27 protein-coding genes and 2 other annotated features (1 of these 29 cut by a window edge) are annotated in these 23814 nt (G+C 45.4%); of the genes, 12 read left to right on the top strand and 15 right to left on the bottom strand.

Translation table 11 applies throughout. The annotated features are described in order from the left end of the window. Positions 1-84 precede the first annotated feature (84 nt). On the bottom strand, positions 85-831 hold the full coding sequence (locus ACSYSL_RS06105; protein ID WP_491708573.1) for a methylenetetrahydrofolate reductase: 747 nt from the start codon (positions 829-831) through the stop codon (positions 85-87). 92 nt (positions 832-923) lie between these two features. Here ACSYSL_RS06105 and ACSYSL_RS06100 point away from each other — a divergent pair, with 92 nt between their 5' ends. Next, on the top strand, positions 924-1253 hold the full coding sequence (locus ACSYSL_RS06100; RefSeq protein WP_491708572.1) for a thioredoxin family protein: 330 nt from the start codon (positions 924-926) through the stop codon (positions 1251-1253). 63 nt (positions 1254-1316) lie between these two features. On the opposite strand, the gene ACSYSL_RS06095 is transcribed toward ACSYSL_RS06100, so the two are convergent. The 11 genes from ACSYSL_RS06095 to ACSYSL_RS06045 all read right to left on the bottom strand — a co-directional run bounded on the left by ACSYSL_RS06095 (position 1317) and on the right by ACSYSL_RS06045 (position 10824). Then, positions 1317-2189 carry a S1C family serine protease gene (locus ACSYSL_RS06095; RefSeq protein ID WP_010017684.1) on the bottom strand — a complete coding sequence of 291 codons (873 nt, stop codon included), beginning with the start codon at positions 2187-2189 and terminating at the stop codon, positions 1317-1319. 39 nt (positions 2190-2228) lie between these two features. Continuing rightward, the gene (locus ACSYSL_RS06090; protein ID WP_491708571.1) at positions 2229-3545 is read right to left on the bottom strand and encodes a sensor histidine kinase; all 1317 of its coding nucleotides are present in this window, start codon (positions 3543-3545) and stop codon (positions 2229-2231) included. Further along, on the bottom strand, positions 3529-4227 hold the full coding sequence (locus tag ACSYSL_RS06085; protein WP_187753874.1) for a response regulator transcription factor: 699 nt from the start codon (positions 4225-4227) through the stop codon (positions 3529-3531). The genes ACSYSL_RS06090 and ACSYSL_RS06085 overlap by 17 nt, the downstream gene beginning before the upstream one ends. 114 nt (positions 4228-4341) lie before the next feature. After that, positions 4342-4707 (bottom strand): type II toxin-antitoxin system PemK/MazF family toxin, encoded by a 366-nt coding sequence (locus ACSYSL_RS06080; RefSeq protein ID WP_491708570.1) that lies wholly within the window; start codon positions 4705-4707, stop codon positions 4342-4344. Between the two features lie 40 nt (positions 4708-4747). After that, complete coding sequence (gene alr, locus ACSYSL_RS06075) at positions 4748-5893, bottom strand: alanine racemase (RefSeq protein WP_491708569.1); 1146 nt, start codon at positions 5891-5893, stop codon at positions 4748-4750. A 5-nt stretch (positions 5894-5898) separates the two neighbouring features. Beyond that, positions 5899-6294 carry a holo-ACP synthase gene (gene acpS, locus ACSYSL_RS06070; protein ID WP_010017677.1) on the bottom strand — a complete coding sequence of 132 codons (396 nt, stop codon included), beginning with the start codon at positions 6292-6294 and terminating at the stop codon, positions 5899-5901. Positions 6295-6361: 67 nt separating this feature from the next. Further along, positions 6362-7654, bottom strand: a complete 1293-nt coding sequence (gene dltD / locus ACSYSL_RS06065) for a D-alanyl-lipoteichoic acid biosynthesis protein DltD (RefSeq protein WP_187753872.1) — start codon at positions 7652-7654, stop codon at positions 6362-6364. Positions 7655-7660: 6 nt separating this feature from the next. Beyond that, a complete protein-coding gene (gene dltC, locus ACSYSL_RS06060) occupies positions 7661-7897 on the bottom strand; it encodes a D-alanine--poly(phosphoribitol) ligase subunit DltC (protein WP_010017674.1) in 237 nt (78 codons plus the stop codon). A gap of 37 nt (positions 7898-7934) precedes the next feature. Next, positions 7935-9149, bottom strand: coding sequence for a D-alanyl-lipoteichoic acid biosynthesis protein DltB (gene dltB, locus ACSYSL_RS06055; protein WP_338342774.1), 1215 nt, complete (start codon positions 9147-9149; stop codon positions 7935-7937). Continuing rightward, positions 9142-10671: a D-alanine--poly(phosphoribitol) ligase subunit DltA gene (dltA, locus tag ACSYSL_RS06050; RefSeq protein WP_010017672.1), complete on the bottom strand. Its 1530-nt coding sequence runs from the start codon at positions 10669-10671 to the stop codon at positions 9142-9144. Before dltA ends, dltB begins: the two co-directional genes overlap by 8 nt. Before the next feature lie 12 nt (positions 10672-10683). Continuing rightward, positions 10684-10824, bottom strand: a complete 141-nt coding sequence (locus ACSYSL_RS06045; protein ID WP_010017670.1) for a teichoic acid D-Ala incorporation-associated protein DltX — start codon at positions 10822-10824, stop codon at positions 10684-10686. 146 nt (positions 10825-10970) lie between these two features. Here ACSYSL_RS06045 and ACSYSL_RS06040 point away from each other — a divergent pair, with 146 nt between their 5' ends. The 8 genes from ACSYSL_RS06040 (at position 10971) to ACSYSL_RS06005 (ending at position 18087) form a co-directional block, all read left to right on the top strand. After that, positions 10971-11876 carry a hypothetical protein gene (locus ACSYSL_RS06040; RefSeq protein WP_491708568.1) on the top strand — a complete coding sequence of 302 codons (906 nt, stop codon included), beginning with the start codon at positions 10971-10973 and terminating at the stop codon, positions 11874-11876. 84 nt (positions 11877-11960) lie between these two features. Then, on the top strand, positions 11961-12194 hold the full coding sequence (locus ACSYSL_RS06035) for a hypothetical protein (RefSeq protein WP_491708567.1): 234 nt from the start codon (positions 11961-11963) through the stop codon (positions 12192-12194). After that, positions 12187-13125: an alpha/beta hydrolase gene (locus ACSYSL_RS06030; protein ID WP_491708566.1), complete on the top strand. Its 939-nt coding sequence runs from the start codon at positions 12187-12189 to the stop codon at positions 13123-13125. The genes ACSYSL_RS06035 and ACSYSL_RS06030 overlap by 8 nt, the downstream gene beginning before the upstream one ends. An 11-nt stretch (positions 13126-13136) precedes the next feature. After that, positions 13137-14123, top strand: coding sequence for a TPM domain-containing protein (locus ACSYSL_RS06025; protein ID WP_491708565.1), 987 nt, complete (start codon positions 13137-13139; stop codon positions 14121-14123). A 62-nt stretch (positions 14124-14185) separates the two neighbouring features. Further along, positions 14186-14812, top strand: coding sequence for a LemA family protein (locus tag ACSYSL_RS06020; protein WP_010017664.1), 627 nt, complete (start codon positions 14186-14188; stop codon positions 14810-14812). A 282-nt stretch (positions 14813-15094) separates the two neighbouring features. Continuing rightward, positions 15095-16168, top strand: a complete 1074-nt coding sequence (locus tag ACSYSL_RS06015) for an AEC family transporter (RefSeq protein ID WP_187753868.1) — start codon at positions 15095-15097, stop codon at positions 16166-16168. A gap of 24 nt (positions 16169-16192) precedes the next feature. Then, entirely contained in the window at positions 16193-17206 is a 1014-nt protein-coding gene (locus tag ACSYSL_RS06010; protein ID WP_491708564.1) for an NAD(P)-dependent oxidoreductase, read from the top strand. A gap of 329 nt (positions 17207-17535) precedes the next feature. Beyond that, positions 17536-18087 (top strand): PBECR4 domain-containing protein, encoded by a 552-nt coding sequence (locus tag ACSYSL_RS06005; protein ID WP_491709094.1) that lies wholly within the window; start codon positions 17536-17538, stop codon positions 18085-18087. 59 nt (positions 18088-18146) lie between these two features. Here the strand turns inward: ACSYSL_RS06005 and ACSYSL_RS06000 are convergent, their stop codons facing one another. Together ACSYSL_RS06000 and ACSYSL_RS05995 are read right to left on the bottom strand one after the other, a co-directional pair. After that, complete coding sequence (locus ACSYSL_RS06000) at positions 18147-18677, bottom strand: DUF4811 domain-containing protein (RefSeq protein ID WP_010017656.1); 531 nt, start codon at positions 18675-18677, stop codon at positions 18147-18149. Beyond that, the gene (locus ACSYSL_RS05995; RefSeq protein ID WP_010017654.1) at positions 18677-20152 is read right to left on the bottom strand and encodes a DHA2 family efflux MFS transporter permease subunit; all 1476 of its coding nucleotides are present in this window, start codon (positions 20150-20152) and stop codon (positions 18677-18679) included. Before ACSYSL_RS05995 ends, ACSYSL_RS06000 begins: the two co-directional genes overlap by 1 nt. Before the next feature lie 137 nt (positions 20153-20289). On the opposite strand from ACSYSL_RS05995, the gene ACSYSL_RS05990 reads away from it, so the two are divergent. After that, positions 20290-20835, top strand: a complete 546-nt coding sequence (locus ACSYSL_RS05990; RefSeq protein ID WP_491708563.1) for a TetR/AcrR family transcriptional regulator — start codon at positions 20290-20292, stop codon at positions 20833-20835. A 41-nt stretch (positions 20836-20876) separates the two neighbouring features. Here the strand turns inward: ACSYSL_RS05990 and ACSYSL_RS05985 are convergent, their stop codons facing one another. After that, positions 20877-21746, bottom strand: a complete 870-nt coding sequence (locus tag ACSYSL_RS05985) for a LysR family transcriptional regulator (RefSeq protein WP_187753863.1) — start codon at positions 21744-21746, stop codon at positions 20877-20879. Between the two features lie 104 nt (positions 21747-21850). Here ACSYSL_RS05985 and ACSYSL_RS05980 point away from each other — a divergent pair, with 104 nt between their 5' ends. Further along, entirely contained in the window at positions 21851-23251 is a 1401-nt protein-coding gene (locus tag ACSYSL_RS05980; RefSeq protein ID WP_010017650.1) for an APC family permease, read from the top strand. A 92-nt stretch (positions 23252-23343) separates the two neighbouring features. After that, positions 23344-23576 (top strand) — a binding site (T-box leader). A 46-nt stretch (positions 23577-23622) separates the two neighbouring features. Continuing rightward, complete coding sequence (locus tag ACSYSL_RS05975) at positions 23623-23760, top strand: hypothetical protein (protein WP_010017649.1); 138 nt, start codon at positions 23623-23625, stop codon at positions 23758-23760. Then, positions 23756-23814: a binding site (T-box leader), on the top strand; it runs 174 nt beyond the window's last position. Its footprint overlaps the gene before it by 5 nt.

Below are 23814 nucleotides of genomic sequence, written 5' to 3'. Positions count from 1 at the left end.
TTCTCTCCAAATTTATTCTTTAATAAGTATTTATTGTACCCCTTTTAACAAAAGAAAAAAAGGTGGGTAGGTCTTTACCAAGCCTTATTTTTCAGGAACTGTAAAAAAATGCTCCCCAACAAAATTTACTTGATTCAGTTGTGCCCGTAGCCTCTGCCCGGCTAGCGCTGGTTGGGCATAAAAGTCATCAGGAATAGCGACTTTTAGCACGTGATTCACCCAACGAAGCTGACCAAGAGTCGGCTTCAACAAAAGTCCCGGTATGAGTGGTATTGAAAACGTCGGATTTGCTTTGCGTAGTTTATCCTGCAACGCTAACAGGAGCTGTTCATCAAAAAGAACTTGGCTAATTAGGAAATCGGCGCCCGCTGCCTGTCGAACTTTTGCCTTCAACGGGGCAGCCGGTTGGCTCGGATCGATAGTCGCTCCGAGGGACAAGCGATCGGGCGTCCCCTTTCTCAAGGCTTTCAGCAAATCTTCGGTGGTGGAAAAACCACCGGAATGAACTCGCTTATCCCCACCGATAATCAAAAAATTAACCAGCTCTGCTTCTGCTATCTGCTCGAAAAACTCAGGAAGCAATTGCGGACTTAAATCGCCGGTGCGAAGATGAACCATGATTGGTCGGTCAATCGCTCGTTGGAGACGTCCAGCAAGGGCCAACAAGGAAGTAAAGTCGTCTTCTGTTTGCCCCTGATTAACAAGAGAAAAGAACGCGAATCCTTCTGCTCCTTTTGTTAGACCACTTTGCAAGAGCTTTTCTGCTTTCTGTTTTGTCAGTTCAGCTGAAAGAACTCTTCCGTGCCTTTTTTGGTATAATTCACTAATCATTTTTCCGCACATTAGCTCTCTCCTCAATCAAAAATACAACTAGTCCAATTTTAACTTCTGTGCTACAATGGAAGAAAAATTGGAGGTCAATTATGTATCAACCAGAAGAACATTCAAACCAGGAACTCCAAAACTTCATTGAAGCACCTGGCCGTCACATCGTTTTCCTTTCAGCCGAATGGTGTGGTGACTGCAAAGTGATTAAACCTTTCGTTCAAGCGATTCGTGACCAAATTGAAAAAACAGCCGACTGGATGGATGCTGACCGCGATCAAAATTTGGATTGGGCCAGCCAGTTTGGCTTGAAGGGGATTCCCGCCTTTGTCCTCTTTGAAAACGGACAAAAAATCGACCAAATCGGCCATGGGGAGCGCCTGACGCCAAAGCAAATTACTGAATGGTATGAAAACACTTTGAAGTAAATCAACCATACACACTGAAAGAGGGGTGGATTCCTAAGGAATCCGCCCCTCTTTTTCTTCTAGCTACTTGATGAACGCAGCCACTTGATTCGATGGAATGGCAAAGCCCATCCCCTCGATATTCGTGTTTTGTGCGGAGGCCGTAATTTTTGAGGAAGCAATCCCGATTACCTGGCCCGATTCATTAATCAACGCACCACCGGAATTTCCCTGGTTAATGGCGGCATCCGTTTGAATAACCGAAACCGTATGATTGTTAGTTTCGCTAGCAGTTAACGAACGCTTAGCCTGGGAGACAATCCCCTTCGTCATCGTCGATGAGTAGGCCGCTCCTAACGGCGAACCAATGGCCATCACGTTTTGACCAGTGACGACTTTATCAGAATTAGCCAAGGTGGCCACCTGCTTAAAGGCTGCGGACTTCACCCGAATTAAGGCCAAGTCCTGGTTAGCGTCCGATTTAATAATGGTAGCCGTGGCTTTATCACCATTGGCATCCACTACTTGAATCTTGGCCGAGCTTTCAATCACATGGTAATTTGTGATAATGTCTGCGGTTCCGTTAGAAGCACGTAGTACCACACCAGAACCCTCAGAAGCCGTTTCATAATTTGAGCTATCCGTCTTCTTGTTTTGTGAATCAAAGGCATCCGCACCATCTGAAAGCGAAGCAGATTTTTGTAAGTTTTGAACTGTTACGACAGCATCTTTCACTTTCAAAAAGGCTGTTTTTTCCTGATCGTTTGACGTATAGGCAACCGCTGAAACGGTCGCCGTCCCTGCTGCGTTTGTATTCGTTGCTTTGGCTAAGCGGGTTTGATACCAAGAATTTGGCAAAGTCGATCCGTACACAACGGCAGCACCCACCAGCAGGGCAACAACCATCGAAACCGTTACCCAAAAATGATTTTTTAGAATATGAATGTTGCGACGCATGTCTGCAAATCCTCTCAGCGTTTCTTAATCAATGCCAATTTATAAGGGTAAAACAACTTTAAAAATCGTTCCCTTCGGCTTATTATCCATTACGACAATTTTACCATTGTGTGCCCGGACTATCCATTCAGCAATCGATAATCCAAGACCTGTTCCACCCGTTTTACGATTTCCCGTTTTATCTTCACGGTAAAACCGATCAAAGATGTGTTTCTTGGCGGAGGCAGAAATCCCCCGACCAGTATCAGCGACTGCAATGACCAAGCGCCGCTTTTCTATTTTAGCTGATACCCGAATTGCGTCACCATCGTCCGAATACTTCAGTGCATTATCCATTAGTAAGACCAGCAATTGATGAATACGTTTCCGGTCGATTGCTACCTCTTGATTAACATCCACGTCTAGCGAAACTTTCTTGTCGGATAAACTGCCCATTTCAACGTATGGCGAAAGGACTTTATCCATAAAGGCCTTGATATCCGTTTTTTCCTTTTCGATTTTTGTCATGTTCGAGCCGGACTTGGCCAGCGTCAACATGTTATTCGTCAAGGAATTCAAACGACGGACCTCTGACAATGACAGGATCACCGCTTCCGACTCTTCTCGAATCGTCGCCGTTGGTTTGGTCAACATGGTTTCCAGCTTCCCTTGAATAACCGACATTGGCGTACGTAACTCGTGTGCGGCGTTATTAACAAAGTCTTGCTGCTGTTGCCATGCCCGCAAAATTGGTTTCATGGACTGGCGGGAGACGTAGTAAGCAAAGAAAAGAGCGAAGATGAAGGCCCAAATAAATGACCAAATCAAGACATCCTGGAACTTCTTGAGGTTGACAACGGTATCCGTTACATCGACAAAGACATAACCATAGGCCGCAGATTGAACCCCATCTTTACCTGGAACAATGACCGAACCTTTTTTAAACTTAACGGCCTGGATTCGAAGATAAGTCTTGTTTTTATAAACCGTTTTTGGACTTTCACCCAAATCATCTTTATCGAACTTCAAAGTCACCTTGCGGTTTAAGACATTCTTTGCTCCGGTTGTCGCTTGGCCCTCAATCTGATTGCCCTTTTCATCAAAATAGAGCATGTTACCACGAAATTCTTCGGGGTAGTGATTCATGGTCACGGACTTCGTGGACTTTTTTCCGGGATCCGTATCGGTGCTGTCGTCATTATCAGATTGCTGATAATAAGCCACATACTGGTTAATCACCCGGTCCGAATTATCGTAAATCGTAAAAGTATAGATCCAAAAAATAACTCCTGCTAAAAAGGAGAAGATAACCATGAGACCCAGTGCTAAGGTGGCAAAATTGTCAATCTGTTGCCGGCGGTTAATCAGCTTGGTCATCAGGCACCTCAAGGATAAAACCGATGTTACGCAATGTCTTGATCAGGCCTCCCTGTCCAACTGCCTCCAGCTTACGACGCAAATTATTCAAATAAATGTTCACAACGTTAATCGTTGTGTCGGAATCAACACCCCAGACGCGATCGAAAATCTGATCACGGGTCACGATGATGTTCTTGTTTTGACCTAAGTAAGTTAAAATATCAAATTCTTTTCCAACCAACTTAACGGACTGCCCATGTACTTGCACACCACGGTTTTCAAGGTTAATGGTCAATTCACCAACCGTGATGGTGTTATCTTCCGAATACACACCAGTACGGCGCAAAAGCGCCTTCACACGAACCAACAATTCTTCTCGGTGGAAGGGCTTCGTCAAGTAGTCATCAGCCCCAACGTTGAAGCCTTCAATCTTATCATCCAATGATGCCTTAGCAGTCAAAATCAAGACAGGTGTCACGACTTTGGCATCACGAACGTTCTTAATGATTTCCAAACCAGATTGACCGGGAAGCATCAAGTCACAAATAATCAAATCAAAAGGTGATTCCTTTGCTTCGAATTCGCCATCCAAACCATCGGTCACTGTTTTAACGTCCGCAAAGTCTTGCAAGAAACCAACGATGTTATCTGCTAAATTCTGATCATCCTCGATCAATAAAATTTTAATTGCCTTTGCCATGCTTACCTTCCCTTCTATATCGCGCCAAAATGTTTAATGATTATGTCTCAATTTATCAAGAATAGATTAAGAATAAATTAAAGATGAACACGGAACAACGGCGCTTTCCGCTTACTATTTAATACCTAACGAAATCTCCAAAGCGTGTTTAACCGCTTTCATCGTACCATCATTTTCATCAATATGAGCAATTCGGTCGCGGAGTCGCAATTTATCGATTGTGCGAATCTGTTCTCCTAAAATAATCGAATCCTTTTTCATCACACCCAACTCAGCTGGCAAGACCACGTGTGTTGGTAACTTTGCCTTTGATATTTTGGATGTAATGGCCACCGCAATGGTTGTTGGTGAATTTTGATTACCGCGGTTATTTTGAACAATTAACACTGGCCGGAGCCCACCCTGTTCTGAACCGATTCCTTGTTTTAGGTCGGCAAAAAAGACGTCGCCTCGTTGGACGTTTTCATAATCTGCTGTCATGTTTTCCTCTTGTCTATGTACGGGTTAAAAACCCTTTCGATCATTCTGCAACATCCACCCTTGGAATTCGATCGGAGAAACCGGTCAATAGTTCATGGGGGATTGTGTGTCCAAAGTCAGCCATTTCCTCAATCGTAATTTCTTCTTCGCCGTCACGACCGATAAAGGTCACTTGGGTATTAATCGGAACTCGTTCCGATAATGAAATCACAATTTGATCCATGGTAATCCGACCCAGGATTTTCTCTCGTTTTCCATTTACCAAAACGGACATTCCGGAAAGCACTCGTTTCAATCCATCCGCGTATCCAATTGGAATCGTCCCGACCCATTGGTCTTTTTTAGCCGTGTACGTTGCCCCATAAGAAAGGGATTCGCCCTTTTTAAGCAAATGCACACCCCAAAGGCGACCCACAAGCGAAGCGACAGGCTTCAACTCAACTGGCAAAGCCCGATCCTGCATCGCTGGATTGTAACCATAGAGAACGGACCCCACTCGAATATTATCAGTTGGCACATCATCGCGGTGGAAAAGAGCCGAACCTGAGTTTGCCAAGTGCCACTTATCCTTCTCAATGCCGAGGCCCGTTACCATCTTCATAAAGTCAGCCAACTGCTGGCAGTAATATCCAGGATTATCTTCATCAGCAGTCGCAAAGTGCGTCATGACACCGGCCAGTGATAATTTCGGACATGTTCGAACAAAGTCAACCATGGCAGCCAACTCTTCTTGACTCTTAGCACCAAGCCGTCCCATGCCGGTATCAACGGCAAGGTGAACGGACAAAACACCGTTAGTATCACTCTGCGTGAGTGCAGCGACTGCACGCAGCAACCAATCAAGCGATCCAGCAACGGGTGCCAAACGTTGCGCCACCATTTCAGGAGTGAACTCCGCGGGTTGAACCCCGAGCAACACAATTTGGACCTCCTCTTCGGGCATGGCTTGCCGAACACGCTCCCCTTCGGCAAGCGTCGCCACAGCAAAATCATGTACATGAAGGTTATCATAGAGGGTTCTGGCCACCCATACATCGCCATGGCCGTAGCCATTGGCTTTGATAACGGCAATCAGACGTTTGGCGCCCGCGTATGCCATCGTGACTTTGGCATTGTGAATCAATGCTTTTTTTGAACGAAGAAAAGCCAGCCCACGGCGTCTTAAGGCTTCATTCTGATCAGTCATTCGGTCTATTTCTCCAAGAACTTTTTCATTAATCGTTTTAAATAGGATCGTTTTTCAATAATCACTATCGTCGAAACAAAATCCCCTGAGTGGGTAATGGCAACGGACAGAGCGTTTTCTTGACCCCGCACACGGATAATCGGTTGGCCTGAAGCGGCGTTTAAAATCGTGATATCCTGCCAGGACACACTCTTCCCAATCCCTGTCCCGAGCGCCTTCGAATACGCCTCTTTTGCAGAAAAACGGCCCGCAATAAACTCAAGGTAGTGTTTCCCCGAGCGCTGGTTAGCCGCTTCAATCTCTGCAGGGGTTAAAATTGTTGACAAAAAATGCGGACGGCGTTCGATAACGGCAGCCACCCGGCTAATGGATTCCATGTCATTTCCAATACCAATAATCATATTTTTATTTTAACAAAAAAGCGTTGCAGGGGCTAATAATTCCCACTGCAGCGCTTTATTTTCATACTTATTTAAAATCAGACAGGTTTTGTGCACTTGGTTTCAAGTTCTGCCAGTCCTTCGACAAGAAACGATTGTTAATCGTATAGTCAGTCTTCGTCGTACCACTCGACAAGAAAGGATTCAAATATTGATCCAGCGCTAACCAACCACGCCAACCAACGTGAATCGTGTCCTGCATGAAGTAGTCTTCACCACCGTCTTGAGACAAATCGGCAATGTTATTAAATCCTTGACTTTGCAGTTGATACTTGATTTTAGCAACAGAAGCTTGGTACATCTCGTTGTTCAAACCAGTATACTTTGCCCAACGCTGGTTAACCGGCGTAATCACAAACATAACGTCTGTGTGATTCTTTGCAAAGTTATCAAGAACCGACTGGAAGTAAGCGTACTCAACTGATTGCTCATAGTTATAGTTCTTCTGTGAGTTCTTCAGCGAGTTCTTTTCCGGCATTACACGTGTGGTGTAGAAAGAATTCTTAATGTGGAAGGCGTTGTTCGACGTTCCCTTCTTTCCCTCTTCATAACCCAAACGATCCAAAGCGTTCTTTGAATAGATTTGTGGCAATGACTTGGCAGCTGGTAACACTCGATTTTTGTAGTTAGAAGACTTTTCTAAGCGGGAGAACAAAGCATCTTGTCGCGATAGGATGCGATGCTTGAAGCGCAACGTTGACAAACTAGCTTCCGATAGTGAATCGCCATTTTCAATTTGCTTCAATAGGCGGTTGTAGTAAGCATTGTTCTTAACAACGGACCTTTCAAGTACTTGAGAGGCGACAAATTGATCGGTCGTCGTCGGTTTGTTCGTTCCGATGTTTAACAACCAGTCAACCAACTGAAGTGGTGAGTAAAACAAATCAAACCCAGCATCAGAACCAGTCTTGGTGAACCACTGCGGTGAAACCACGTAAACGGCTTTTTTAGTCTTTAAGGTGCCTTGCATTTCCTGCATGTTTAAGAAATGAACCAGCGAATCCGACCCTGCCTTTCCTAACATGAAAGGTTGGTAGTTACGGTGATACTTCTCCGCTAAAACAGAAGGATGCAACGAATCAATTCGAGAAAGCTCCGATGACCCAAAGAACGGTACATAATTTACTTTTTTATCCGCAAAAGCGGCATTTTTAACCGCTTCCCCTTTCACCAACTGAGTGGAGAAAGATACAGAAGATTCTTGTAAACTCTTTTGACTATAGTGAGTCAAAGAGAATGGCAGAAGGAAAATCAAGGCTAGCAGTGCAAAGGCTACTAAAACCGGACCAAAAATCTGCCAAAGTTTTTTCTTGTTCGACATGAGGTTTTATCCCATCAAAGCAGTGACAGAGGCAACAATCTTGTTAGTGGTATCCCAATCTTCACGAGCCAATTCTGAAACAGGGGCTTGGATGTTGAAACGAGATTCCAAAGCCAAGAGCATTTCGACCGTTGCCATTGAGTCGAGCAAACCTGAATCAAAGAGGTTTTCGTCCATTTGATTTGACATGTCTTCCCCAGTCACGTCCTTGATAATTTCTAATACACCTGCTTTTACATCCATTTTTATTTCCTCACTCTTTCTACTCAAATAACATTTTTTAACGATGGAACCAGAAGGTATCCAAGAAGCCACAGAAGACCAGGAAGGTCAACATGACAAAGTGAAAGGTCAAAACGACCGCAAAACCTTCGGTAAATTTATTATGTGGAATCTTATCCTTGTGCTTGCGCTTGAAGCGAATCCAAACATCATTTCCTGCTAGGGCAGCACCGTGCATGAAACCGTACAGGATATAGTACCAAGTCAAGCCGTGCCAGAATCCCATCACCAACATGTTAACAAAATACGCCAACGTTGACACGGTGTTTCGGTTTTTAATCCACTTATGCTTTAAGAATAAGAAGACGAAACGCATAAAGACAAAGTCACGGAACCAGAAGGAAAGTGACATATGCCAGCGGTTCCAGAACTCCTTAATGTTCTTGGCACCATATGGCTTATTAAAGTTAATGGGTGATTCAATCCCCATCACGTATGAAATTGCCAGGGCAAACAACGAGTACCCTGCAAAGTCAAAGAAGAGATACATACCATAGGAATAGGCCACCGGAATTAACCACCATGACAGCAACATGCCATGATGAGCATCCGACATCGCCATTCCTTGGAAGTAATGATAAGTCATTTCGGCGTAGTGGGCAATGATGAACTTGTAAGCAAAACCGAGAAAGAGGTTCTTCACGGCTTTACCAAGTAAGTCAATGTAATGCTCACGTTCTGGCGCCACTGCTGCATCCTTTGCAAAACGTGAATAGCGGTCAATTGGACCGGAAGACAGCGTTGGCATAAAGAGCATAAAGCGCAAGAACATTACCGGATGGAAGTCCTTCACGGCACCATCACGCGCCTCAATAATCATACCGACCGATCGGAAAGTTAAGTAAGAAATCCCTAAGAATCCAAGGAGTGATAACTGGGCGTGGAAAATCCCTGCGCCAGATAACCGAACCAGGAATATCGGTAAGATCGATAGAGCCGCTGTGGCATAGAAAACCATGCCAGCATTTTGTTTCTTTCGGTAGGTGATGTAACCCCAAACCAACAAGAATTGCCAAATGGAGTAAATAATCAAGGCCAAGCCCTGACCCGAGTGACTCTTATCATCGAAAATCAAGAAGATAAAGGCTAGTGACACTAGCACTTCATAAGTAACGAAGCGCTTACCGAAGTACAGGCCAACTGCCAGTGGGACTAGCGCCAATAGCAGGTAAACGAAGTAATTCGGATCTGCGTATGGTTGTAAATTAGGCATTGCCGTTCACCTCAGCAATCAAGCCCTTCAAGTCAATCTTTCCGTTTTGCGTCAATGGCATCTTATCACGGTAGATAAAACGGGTTGGCATCATATAAGGCATCATGATGTCCTTCAAATCTTCACGAATAGCATTGGTCAGTTCCATTGGCTTTTCAAAGTCGTTCTTCTTGGGAACGACAATGGCCAACATCTGCTTGACGTCACCGTTTTGATCATAACGCGGAACTGCAGCAGCTTGTTCAACCCACTTTGACTGCGTCAAATGCTGAGCAACTTCTTCCAATTCAATACGGAAACCATGCAACTTAATCTGAAAGTCCATCCGGCCCTTGTAGTGCAAAAGCCCATCGGCATCGGCATAACAGAGATCCCCTGTCTTGTAGCCCGGTTGACCATCCACTTCCAAGAAAGCCGCAGCCGTCTTTTCAGGATTGTTCAGGTAACCCTTTGAAACAGCCGGACCTGAAAGTACCAATTCACCAGGCTCTTCAGAAGGCAATACGTTGCCTTCCTTGTCCATGATGGTGGCCGTCATATCTTCCTTCATGTACCCAATTGGCAACTTGTCATACTTGGCCAAAACGGCATCCGTGATTTCCAAAGCTGAAACGGCAACGGTCGCTTCAGTTGGTCCATATGTGTTGTAAATTTTTGCTTCTGGGAAGCGTTCACGCAACTTCTTTGCAGTAGCAGAAGTTAAGACTTCGCCACAGAAGAGGAAGGTCTTCAAACGTGGGTAATTTTCAGCGTTAAAGTCTGGTGACAACAAGGCCACGTTAGCAAAGGAAGGTGTGGAAACCCAGCGGTCCAATTCCATTGCAGGCAAAGCCGCAAAGAGCTGCTTAAAGTCGTCAGCCACTTCCTTTGGCAAGGCCTTCATCACACCACCGGCCAAGAGAGCGCCGGCCCATGACATGACTGAAACATCGAAAGAAAACGGCGTTTGGGTCAAAATGTTTTGACCATCCTTTAGATCAAAGTCATCCCCAAGCATCCAGTTAATGTAGGAAAGGGCATTCTTGTGTGAAATTTGAACACCCTTTGGCTTACCAGTCGTTCCGGAAGTGAAGATGATGTAATAGTTCTCATCGTCAACAACGCCATGGGTCAAGTCGTAAGACTTACCAGCCGTAAAGGCCTTCTTCAATTCTTCCCCTTGGTATACCGGAACAGAGGAAATGGCCATTGGCAGTTCGTCCAAGGCAATTACCGCCGCTGGTTGACCAATTTCCAAGATGTTTTCAATCCGATCATTGGTTGAGTCCTTGTCAACCGGCGCATAGGCGTGACCGGACTTAACAGCGGCCAAGAAGGCAGCGACCATTTCGAATTGGTGCCCACCAAAAACCATGATGGGTGCTTTTTCAGCAATTCCTTGTTCGTCAAGGTAAGCAGCCAAGGAATCCGAATAAGCCTTCAAATCACCATATGTGTGCGTAACACCCATTTCGTCGTAGGCAATTTGGTCAGGATGTGCAACCGCGTATTGATCAATATGCTTATAAATATTTTCAATCATAATGAGTACCTCTTAAAATTCGTTATAGATAAAGTGACCGCCGGTAACGCCGGAATAACCATATAAATAAATCAAGAATAACATGATTAGAAAATAGGCCAAGGTCTTTGCCACAAAGGCAACCCAGGGCCGTTTAATGAAGCGCTGAAACATCGCGACATGCCCCCAAATTCTTTCTAAAATAGTGTATAATTGGCGGCAGACTGACCGTCAATTCACATCAAAATACTTCGCCTATTATAGCACAAATTGTACGTGTGTATACCTGACCAGGGCGGACTAGAACAAAGAAGGCCCCCATGTTTACCAAATCTTTAAATAAACTGATTCGCTTCGATAAACGCTTCATTGACATCTTACCAATTAAAACGCTTTTCTCCGCTTTCCAAAAAGTCATTCCACTGGCCATCATCAATGTCTATCTCCATTTGGCACTGAAGCTAATCTTTGACCCCTCCGCCATTGTTCCAGCCATCCTCCATATCCGGATTCGAATGATTGCCCTTTCGCAAAGCATCACCATTTTGACTTCAGCGTTTGACTACCTATTAATAGCACTCGTGGCTGCCTTGTGGACAAAGGCTTACTTAGAAGCAAAGTTAGACGACCTTGGTTTTTCAAAGGATGAACTACTGCCAGTTTTGGTTAACTTTGCGCTGGCCCTTCTCTATGGCTTTGCGACCTTTACGTACAGTAACCAGTCAGCCATTCACCTTATTCTTGTTCTCCTTCTTACCTATATAACGAATCTCAGCTACGTTTATCTAAGCAAATGGACAAAGGGTCTTTTAACAGACTTTGGCTTTGCTTACCTGTTCTGGGCCGCGATTGTGCTCGCCAGCGTTGCTTACCTCTACTCGGCCATTCCATCACAGATCAACCAAGGTTCCTTTAACGGTTTCTTTTCGATGAATTTCTTCTCTCACTGGTATGGCTTGGCGCTGACGGCCTTTTTGACCCCCATACTCTTTACCCTAGGCTTTGCCATTCCGACGGACTTAACGGCGGCGGCGACCGACCTTTCACAGGTAAATGCGAACTTGAACGCTGTTTACCAAGCCGTCATGGCCACCTTGCCCTACCCACAGAACCCTTATTCCGTTTTGACCACCTCCATTCTAATTGGAGGCGTCGGCTCGACATTGGCCCTAACGATCTGTTTACTCTTCCTCAAAAGTCGTCGGCTTCGCCGACTCGGACTTTGATCACTTGTACCGGCCGTCTTCGATTCGAATAAGATTCTGGCCTATGGGCTGCCACTCTTTTTTCGCCCCTTGACGCTGGTTCCCATGGTCCTAGCATCTACCTACGGCGCCTTAGTCACTTCCTTTTTCATCAAAGTCGGCATTTTACGACCAACTGTTTTCTCAGTTCCTAGTGGAACGCCCCACCTTTTGCTGTCGTTCTTTGCTTCGCAAACCCCCTTCGATGCCATCATCGTTACGGGGATTATTCTATTCGGAGCCGTGCTAATTTACTGGCCATTCGCCAAAGCAATTGAAAAGGAGGAAGCAGATGTTTAACCCATTCCAGTCAGTGATTCATTTTCCAAAAAAAGTCTGGCAAACTTGGAAAAACGCTGCTCGTTCTTCCCGAATCGCCCTCGTATTAACCGTGACAGCGGTCATTATTTTGGCTGTTTTGGGCCGTATCTGGATGCTATCGGAGCACCAAAACGATCGCGCCATCCAAAAGTCACGAATTCAACCCGTCATTTTCGTGCCTGGCTCATCGGCAACCATCCAACGTTTCAACTCGCTGTTCACAACGCTGAATGACGAAACCAAGGGAACGGCCCATTCTATTCTGAAGGTACAGGTTAATAACGATGGTTCCCTTTCCTATTCTGGCCACCTCTCCACTTCAAACCGACAGCCGTTCATCGTTGTTGGCTTTGAGAAAAACCAGGATAATTATCCAACCATCCAGGCCGATGCCCAATCACTGGGTACCGTCATGACTGAATTGCAATCGAAGTACCACTTCCGTAACTTTTCGGCAGTCGGCCATTCGAACGGGGGATTGATCTGGACGGATTACTTGGAAAACTATTATTCAGCCACTAACTTCCATATTCGGACGTTGATGACCCTTGGAACGCCCTTTAACTTCTCGGAATCCTCGACCACGAAGAAGACACAGATGCTCAGTGACTTTATCAATGGGGCTGATTCGTTACCAACCGATTTGTCCGTCTATTCGGTTGCAGGCTCTGATGACTACACGGACGATGGGACCGTGAACGTCCAATCAGTGCTATCTGGTAAGTATATCTTCCAAAAACACGTTGCCAAGTACACACAAACCACTGTTTCGGGTGACAATGCCCAGCATTCCAAGTTGCCAGAAAACCCCGAAGTCGTGAACTTGATTCGCGAACTCATCTTGGACAACAAAGCCAATGACCGTGACGCCTCAGCAAATAAGCTCAAGAAAGCCGATCCAAAGAACTAACAGGAGGATCAATGGTTAACCTAATTCACAACAAGAAGGGATTGCTATTATTCATGGCAACCCTTTTCTTTCTACCAGGGCTTGGTTTTTACCAGGCCCACCCCGTTTCAGCGGAAAACCCCGAAACGCTCATGCCAAACAGCAACTACCCCCTCGTCTCGGACTATGCCAACATCCTATCATCTGATACCGTCAACCAAATTCGTCAAGCTAACGAAAAGATGGCCAGTTATGACGATCAAGTCCAAATTGCCGTTCTGACCGTCAATTCGACTGATGGCCAGTCCATCGCCGACTTTACCAACGACCTCACCCTCCGAAGTGATTGGCACCCTGGTTCCAAAAAATACGACAATGGCGTCCTCATTGTCTTTGCTAAAAACGGCGGTAAGAACAACGTCCGGATTGCAACGGGAACGGGGATGGAACAGTACCTGCCAGATGCCACCCTTCACAAGCTATTGCTTGAAAACCAGTCGAAACTAAAGTCTTCGAGCACCAGTCAAAACGACCAAGGAATCCTGGACCTCTTCTTAGACGTTCGGGGAGCCTACGCAGGTAATCCATCTCCCCACAATCAAACGAGTACTCAACAGGGAAAGCAAGCAACCACTCAGAAAGCACAAAACGACCTACCGAATGCCCTTGTTCTTTTCTTACTCGTCCTTGTCGTCTTAACCATTTGGAAAGTCCTTTCTTCCTTAAAAAAGAAAAAAGGACCGACGAACCGAGCCTATGATTACGAAAATTATCAAGACACCAGCGGAGGTCCACGGTCGCATCCTTCGCGCGGTTCTTCTGGCCGAATGAACGGCTTTTCTTGGTTCTCTATTGGCTGGCTGCTTTCCTGGCTCTTCTCCCATCACGACGATGATCACCACGACCACTTTGATGGTTCCGGTGGCTTTGGTGGTTCCGACTTTGGGGGCTGGGGAGGCGACGCTGGCGGTGGCGACTTCGGCGGAGGTGACTTCGGCGGTGGCGGTTCCGACTTTTAGATTGAAAAAACAGCTGAGCTAAAATAAAATAACACTAACAAAAGCAGATAAAGGAAAACAACATGACAGTTATCAACGCAACACAACCCTTCTATAAAAAACGTTCGTTTCAAATTTTGATCGGTATTGGCGTCCTCTTCCTCCTACTCATCACCTTCTTTGTTTCGGGTTCAAACGGCTTGAACCGCGAACAACAAAACGTTGATGCCGCAACCGGTGAGGTGCAAACCGCCCTACAAAACCGTGCGGATTTGATTCCAAACCTCGTGAACGCCGTCAAAGGTTCGCAGGGACAAGAATCCGCCGTGTACGGTAAAATTGCTGAAGCCAGAACACAGTATAATTCCGCTAAGCAGTCATACGACAACGCTAGCAGCCAAGACCAGAAGACGAGTGCCATGCAATCTCAGGACCGTGCTTTTAATCTAATGGTTTCAACCATCAATGAAAACTACCCAAACTTAAAATCTTCTGATCAAATGAACACGTTGATGGCTCAATTAGAAGGAGTTAACAACCGGGTTACCTATGAACGCAAAAAGTATAACAAAGCCGTTCAAGCTTACAACAACCGCGTGGTTTCCTTCCCATCCTCACTGATTGCTTCCATGACTAACCACCAAAAGATGGCTTACTTCCAAGCAGATTCTAATGCCCAGGCTAATCCAACCGTTGACTTTAGTAAGTAAAACCATTCAAAAAAGAATTAGACCATTTCTAACTAATTCCCTTAATAGCAATTATGAATAACGAAAAAGCCCCAGACCAATGGTCTGGGGCTTTCACGTTCTCTCATAAAGAATATCCTTATTATACATGATAATTTAAAATCGAACAACCGTTCCGTACGTTAAAATTTTTAAACTTTTTTATGATTTTACGTCCCATATTATTGACTTTTTAAGAAGGCAATGAGATACTGGTATGTCTGAGTTTGACAATTTAATAACAAAGTATCATAGGAGACTTTCATGAATATCGCAGATTCAATTCACAAAGTCGTGACCAACGCCTCCATCATCGGCGCCATCGTTGCTACGATTGGTACGATTTTGCTTGGTTACTGGTTGCGCAAGACAAACCGCCTCAAGGAAGGTGCTGTTAAAACATTAACAACGGTTACCATGACCGTTGCTTTACCACTGTTGGCCTTCACGTCATTTATGGCCCCTTTGAACCAAAAGACTTTGGAACAGGGAATGTCTGTTTTGGTCTGGGGAATCTTGATTTACATCATCTTGATTATTAGCATGCCTTGGTTATACGCCAAATACGGTAAGGATGAACGTGATGTTTTGGGTGTTTTGACATCCTTTGGTTCAACGACTTTCTTCGGAATGCCAATCGTTGGGGCCGTTTACGGTGCCAAGGGAATCATGTACTCTTCCATCTTTAACATCGGTTACCGGATCTTCTTGTACTCATACGCTTACATCAAGATGTCAGGTCAACAGATGAAGGCCGAGCACATCAAGAAGATGTTCTTGAACCCAATCGTCATCGCCACCTTCCTTGGTTTGATCCTCTGGTTGGTTCAAAACGCTGCCCCACAGGTTCTTGCCAACGTAACAAACGCAACGACTGGTAAAACGGTGGCCCAACACGTCGCCTTCTACCGAATCGATGCGACTTTGCCATGGTTGAACTCATGGTTTAAGACCTTGTCATCATTGGCATCCCCACTTGCCTGGTTGGCCATCGGTGCCAACTTGGCCCAGATGTCATTCGGCGAAGCTTTGAAGAACAAGACGGCTTGGTACTACTCATTTAACAAAGTCGTGATTGTGCCCATCATCATGATCTTGCTCGTTGTTGTCACTTCAGCCATGGGCATCTTGCCCGTTGACCATGTTGCCTTGGCAACCATGGTCATCATGATGGCAACGCCGGTTGCAACGGTGGCCGTTAACTACGCCATGGCCTTCAACCGCCAGTCATTGATGGCGTCAAACACGTCACTTATCTCAACCATCTTTGCAACGGTGGCCATCCCATTCTGGATCATCATCGTGCAACTTTTGGGCGACCTGTCACTCTTTAAGTAAACAAAATCGAGTTAGGAGGCCAACATGGCTTTTAAGATTATTTCTTTTGGAACTCGTGATAACGAAGTTCCCCACTTCGACGCCTTGAACAAAGAAGGCTTCGAAATGACTTACAAGTCCGAAAACCTGACCCATGACAACATCGACTTGGTCAAGGGCTTTGACGGCGTTTTGCTCCGGGCCAACAACGTGGCCGACAAGCAAAACCTGGACCAAATGGCTGAATGGGGCATCAAGTATGTCTTCACTCGGACGGTTGGTTACAACCACATCGATTTGGACGCTGCCAAGGCAAACGGTCAAATCGTAGCCTACGTGCCAGCATACTCCCCATACGCCGTGGCCGACTTGGCCTTTGGCTTGGGTATCATGCAAAACCGGAACTTGGCCGGGGCCGTTACTTCATCAGAAGAAGGCGACTTCCGTCCAAACCCCGCTTCCTTCGTTCCTGAATTCCAATCCTTGACGGTTGGTATCTTGGGTACCGGTAAGATTGGTTTGGCTGAAGCCAAGCTTTGGAAGGGTGTTGGCGCCAAGGTGCTGGGTTACGACCCATACCCCAAGGATGGCATCGAAGACATCCTGACTTACGCCTCCATGGAAGACTTGTTGAAGGAAGCAGACATTGTTTCATTGCATGTTCCTTACTTCAAGGGTTCAAACGACCAGTTCTTCGCTGCTGACCAGTTGAAGCTGATGAAGTCATCGGCTGTCTTGGTCAACACGGCCCGTGCCGAAATTACGGATGAAGAAGCCATTATCGCTGCTGTTAAGGCCGGCGACATCAAGGGCTTTGCCACGGACGTGATTTCAAACGAACGCGCTTACTTCGGACAGGTCAAGCCAGAAGCCTTGCAGGAAAAGGGTTCCATCATGGCCGAATTCCAGGCGCTCTATCCAAAGGTTGTGGTAACGCCACACATTGGTTCCTACACGGAAAACGCCTTGCACGACATGATTTCGATCTCGTACAAGAACTTTGAAAACGCCTTGAACGGTAACTTCAAAGAAAACTTCTTGGTTAAACCAGAAGCTTAAAAAGTCAAAAAGCCCTGCTTACGTTGAAGTGAGCAGGACTTTTTTATTTCGATTTAGCATAACCTGCTTCACCTATTGTCTTTCAAATAATAATTAGCTATACTATGGGTGTCATCAGGTAACTTGAGTGCCTGATAAGGATAAGCCACAGGGTGTGCTGGTAAGCATTGTGTGGATGTATTTTCCTTAGAGGGTTTCGACATTTTCCGCAAGCCAGCGAACAAAAATGCAAAAAGGAGACCTTCTGGTCTCCTTTTTTATTGGAGTGATTACATGACTGATAAACTACTTACGGCCGCACAAGCCTATCATGAATTATCTCAATTTGAATTCAAAAAATTTTAGGTAAAAAAAGAAAAGCGATTGAAAAGATTCTTCACTTTAATCGCTCCAACTTTTTCCATTTAGCTGGTCTTCATAAGTTAACCGCTTTGAATTTATTGGACGCAACGGATGCAAGCGGAAGACAACTAACACCGATTAAAGCGTTTGAGAAGATTTTAACCGGCGAACTATCCAATGATTTCGTAAAAAAATCAATTTACTACCCCTTAATTCTTGATAGACTTGAAATCATCACTTCCTTACAACACTATATAAGCAACCACCGAATGATGTTTAACCGAATCCGCTATACTCCTGGATCAAAAATTCGTTGGCACTGGCTCATGGTTTTTCAAGAAGACAGTAAGTGCTTTTTATTCTTTTCCGAAGAAAAAAATAATGCTAACATTTTACTACCAATCTCCACTTTCTTGGCAAGTGAAATTGACTACGCAAAGGGACAGAGCCATTACACGGTATTAAAATTGAACAAGTTTTCAAAACAAAATAATATCGAACAAATTTTATATCAAAATCCAAATTATAAGGAAAACTAAAAAAGGACCTCGCGTACACTATGTAGCTCGAGGTCCTTTTATAAATCACTGAAATTCAATTACTTTTCCACGACCTGCCAATTTTCTGGCACGATCAACGTGTGGCGAACAGAAACAATATTGTCTTCATCCTTTTGCTTGAATAAGAACTTGTAGAAGTCGGACTTATAGGTCCACTTAACGGTTTTCGTCTTCACTTCTGCAGTGGTAACGTTTCCCTTTTGATAGGTGGCCTTTTGCTTGACCGCTTCAACAACCTTCTTTGTGTTCGGCACAAAGTGAGTGCTTGCTTGGACATCAGATTCTGCATCCTTGTAAACCAAGACGTAGTTGTCAGAACCAATCTTCTTTACAGCAACGGCACCGACCGGTGACTGGGCGGGCAAGATCGAGTAAACCTGCTTTGTTGAAGTTGTGGTCGTCTTTTCCATTCCGTAGTGGCCGTTCATGTTGGCAGCAAGCATAACAGAAGAAGCAAGCATCAAGATGGCGAAGAGCCCACCAAAGATAACCTTCAAACTCTTCATTTTAAGAGCGAAGATCGACACCATGGTCAGTACGGCAAGCAGCGCAATAATCCAAATTAACATTACTTGGCCTCCTTTTGGTTCTTAATGAAGAAAGTTATAACAAAGCCAATCACCGCAAAGGCCAATGAAATGGCAAAGGCCGCTTGGAACCCATCAAGCGAAGCTGTCAAGACTTTGCTTGCATAGGCAATTGGATCAGACAACTTCAATGCCTTACCAGGCGTTTGGTTGTTGATGATGTTTTGAACAACAGAAGTCATCAAGGCCACAACGATTGACGTTGAAACCTGACGAAGCGTGTTGTTGGCAGCCGTTGCATCCGACGCCTTTTCATCAGGCAAAGCCGACATGGCAGCGGTCGTCAATGGCATCAAAGTCAAGGCCACACCAGCCATTCGGATGGCGTAGAGCACCGTAACGATGATGGTTGGCGTTTCGGCCGTCAAGAAGATGTATGGTAGGGTTCCCACAAAGAGGAGACCGAAACCAACAAATGAGAGCAACTTGACACCGAACTTGTTGTACAAAACACCGGCAACTGGTGACAAGAAGCCCATGAAGAGTGCTCCCCACATCAAAGTCAAACCAGAGTTCAAGGCTGACATGCCCCGAACGTTTTGTAGGTAAGTTGGCAACATCATTTCAACACCGAACATGGCCATCATCGCAAGAATCAAGGCAATCGTTGGAGTCGTAAATGACTTTACCTTGAAGACACGGACGTCCAAGAACGGTACGTCCAACTTCAATTGACGCCAGACGAAGACGAGCAGGAAGGCAATTCCAACAATAATTGGTGCAATTACCTGAGCAAAGTCACCCCAACCAGCAGTGGCAACGTTCGTGAATCCCCAGAGGAAGAAGCCGAAGCCGACCGTTGAAAGCACGAGTGACAAGACATCGAGGCTAACGTTCTGGTTTGGCACCACGTTCTTCATCATGATTGGTGCCAAGACCACGGCAATGGCCAAGATGATAGCCGGAATGAGGAAAATCGACTGCCAGTGGGCTGACAAAGTCAAACCGAGGAAGCTGTGGTCCTTATCCAAGATCCAACCAGTCAACGTTGGGCCGATGGCTGGTGCCATTCCGACAACCAGTCCCATCATTCCCATGGCTGCCCCACGTTCATCTTGACCGTACATGTTGACGATGACAATCTGCAAAAGGGGCATCATGATTCCAACGGCAATGGCGGCCAAAATCCGACCAGCCACGAAGATCCACCATGAATCCGCGTTTTCAGGCGTGAACATTGAAATCAAGACACCGGCGAGCAGCATCGCGTAGGCGACAACGTGCAAGGTCTTGGTCTTCACCTTCTTAGCCAAGTAGGCTGATAGTGGGACCATCATCCCGTTTGCGAGCAGGAACCAAGTGGTTGCTTGTTGGGCAGTTGAGAGGTCAATGTCGAAGGCCTTCATCAGGGTTGGCAAAGCCGTTCCAAGAGAAGTCTGCATTAACGCACCGGCAATGGCCGCAATCAACATGATTGCCAAAACAAGCCCACGGTTATAGGTTGGTTTGTTTTCCATAAATATTCTCCTTAATATGGTACATTTTGTACCACTTAATCACAAAATCTAGTTTAGCTCGATTTTTGACTGTGTCAATATGTTCCACTTAAAAAATATCTGGTACAATGTAGCTAAGCAGAACGAGGAGCATTACCATGAACTACGGTCAGCAAGAAAACGCACGGGTAAAAGAACAGATTGTCGACGGCCTTTTTAAAGAGTTGGAAGAGCATCCATTCTCAGAAATTCGGATTGCTTCTTTAATTAAGACAGCCGGTGTTGGACGGACCTCTTACTATCGAAACTTTGATAGTAAGGAAGACATCCTCAATTACTATTTAGAAGAACTCATTGATGAGCGGCGGCAGCAATCCAAACAATTCACCTGGACTCGAAAAGACGTCCAATTGGATTTAAAAGACGTCTTCGTCTTTTTCCGTGGACAAAAAGAGCGTTTTATCCTTCTCTTTGATAGCGGTCTCTCCGCCTATATCTTTAATTATTTTCGAGACACTGCTAAAAAAGGACGAAAACCAAAGGAACTGCCTTGGAACGAACCCTACCTCATCCCCTTTTTCACGGGTGCCTTACCGGCTGTTCTCTTTGAGTGGCTAAAGCGTGGCACACCAGAATCACCCGCTGAGATGGCAACTATCGTGACCAACTTTCTTCCCGACGCCTTCTTCATCGATGAACAATAAAAAGCGACCCGTCCCTTTGATATGGATCAGGTCGCTTTTTGCTACAATAATTCTTTTTTATGTTGAATCAAAAAGTCAATAAAGTGCTGACTAGCTATCGGAAGCGTCGCCTTATCACGGTAAATAATCGCAACTGGCCGTTCAATCTTTGGTTCAACGGAACGGACCTGTACATCAAAGTTGGTTCGTGAAGCCACCAATTCTGAAAGAACACTGATACCAAGACCGGCTTCTACCATGGACATGATGGTATAGTCATCTTGAATCCGATACCGCACGTTTGGTAGCAAACCGGACTTTTGAAAGGCCTCAATTGGTTCGGCGTAGCCACCCCCTTCCACCAAAATGAAGGGATCGGATGTTAGTTTTCGAAGTGGAATCTGATCAAGTTTCGTCAATGGATGGCCACTTGGCAGGAAAGCCTTCATCTCGGTTGTGTGCAAAATGACTTTGTTGAAGCCCTCGCCATAGTTGGCTGTCATCAGCCCGAAGTCAATCTCACCATTCTTCAGCCACGTTAAAATCATGCCGTAATCACCCTGCTGTAAGACAAACTCAATGTTTGGGTACATTTCCTTAAATGATTTAAAGAGCTCAGGCAGCCAGTAGCACGAAACAGAAGTAATGGCCCCAATCCGAACCGTTCCTGTCTTCAAACCAGTCAGGGCCGCTGCCCGTTCTTGTAAGGCTTGGTATTGGCGAAGGGTCTGAATAATGAGAGGATAAATCTCCGCTCCTTCAGCAGTTAACGAAACGCCGTTCCGCGAACGCTTTAGAATTTGAATCCCAAATTCTTTTTCTAAGCCAGCAACCATCTGCGATACTGAAGACTGAGTGTAGCCAAGCACTTTGGCAGCCTTAGTGAAAGACTGCATCTGAATAATGGTTTCGAGCACAAGTAGTCGATTCATTTCAATCGTTTTCCCTTATATAACTATTTTATTTATTAATTTTACTTATCATAGTGTATCAATTAAGATAGATTGTATCAATAAAGGAAGTTTGAGAAGAACGTATGAACATTTTCAAAAAAGAATCCGTCAGCTCCTATATGCAGGCTGACGCCCAATTGAAAAAAACACTCAAGACCAAGGATCTGATTGGTCTTGGAATCGGAGCCGTCATCGGTACTGGTATTTTTATCTTGCCAGGCCATGAAGCGGCTTCACACGCTGGTCCTGCCGTGGCCATCGCCTTCTTGTTGGCTGCTTTGGTTTCGGGAATGGTGGGGATGGCTTATGCCGAATTCTCATCCGCCATGCCCGTTGCCGGTTCCGCCTATTCATTCGGATCGGTCGTCTTCGGTGAAATTATCGGTTGGATTCTGGGTTGGTCGCTGATTCTGGAGTATTTCCTGGCTGTCTCAGCCGAAGCCACCGGTTTTGCTGCTTATTTCAATGATAACCTTTTGTCCGCCGTCGGTATTAACTTACCAAAGGCACTGCAGGCGGGACCAATGGAAGGTGGCGTGATTAACATTACGGCCGTCGCCATTGTGTTGATTATCGCTGCCATTATTATGCGCGGTTCAGCCATGTCGACAAAGGTTGAAAACTTTGCCGTTGTCGTCAAAGTCGCCATCATTATCCTCTTTATCGCCGTTGGTGTTTTCTACATTAAGTCCGATAACTACGTCCCATTCTACCCAAGTGAATTCCATAGCGGTATCTTTGGAATGGGCGGTATTCTAACAGCTGCGGCCACCGTCTTCTTCGCCTTTATCGGCTTTGATGCCCTGGCTGCTAACTCAGCTGAAACAATCAACCCTGGAAAGAACGTTGTCCGTGGAATCCTTGGAACGGTGGTCATCGCCGTTGTCCTCTACGTGACTTTCTCATTTGTTTTGACGGGAATTGTCAACTACAAGCAACTTGGTGTCGATGATCCCGCCGCCTTCGCTATGAAAGTCGTACACCTCGCCACTTTCAACAAGCTGATTACGGTCGGTGCCCTCTTCGGTATCTTTACCGCCATGATGACCATGTTCATTGGTGGTTCTCGCTTGGTCTACGCCCTTGGTCGCGATGGACTGTTGCCAAAGGCTATGGGACATGTTTCCAAGAAGCAAGGGGTTCCGGATAAAGCCATCATCGTCGCTACCGTTGTTCAAGCCGTATTTGCCGGTCTTGTGCCACTTAGTGAACTTGCCTCACTGATTAACGCTGGAACGTTAATTGCCTTTGCCTTCATCTCATTCGGAATTATTCCACTGCGTCGTCGCAAGGATATCCCAAACGATGGCTTCAAGATGCCATGGTACCCAGTACTCCCTGTCTTTGCAGGCCTCTGTTCCATTGGTTTCATCTTCATGCTGCCAAGTATTACGAAGACTTCGGTCTCCATTTGGCTGGTTGCCGGTATCATCTTCTACTTTGTCTACGGCGTTCGCCATTCAAAGCTGCAACAAAAAGATTAGTTCTCAAAGTCGCGTTCGCTGGAATGCGACTTTTTAATTTCTTTTAAAATTAAACTTGCATTAAAAAATGAATCGTTTTATAATAAATGAAAATTAAAACGTTGAGCGGAAGAGTAGCAACTGACCCTCCTTAACAGAAAGTGATTCACAGCTGAGAGAATCACAAGGAGAAGGTTTGCGAAACACACCCGTGAGTGCCTGATTGAATCATTTGTAGGTTAGGTCGGTTTGTCCCCGTTACGGACCAGACGTCAACAGACGTCTTAAGCTTTTATCAGTGATGGTAAAAGAATCATGAGGTGGGACCGCGTGCAACGCCCTCTAAGTAGTAATACTTAGGGGGCGTTTTTATTTCGATTGGAGAAGGATAGATGACTGAATCAACTGAAATTTTAAGTAAGTGCTTTGGTGGCCTTGAAAAACATGGCCAGAAAAAAAGCAACCAACGACATCATCATTTAATGCAAGAAAACAAATCAAAGAGTGCTTCATACAGGCATTCAATCTAAAGCAACGACCGGGACGAGTAATTCATCAGTCATTCTAAGAGAGTTTACGTTAGC

It is taken from the genome of Fructobacillus sp. ESL1129 (assembly GCF_058507945.1).
Note: the sequence above shows the minus strand (reverse complement) of the source record. Positions and strands in the feature narration are given on the sequence as shown.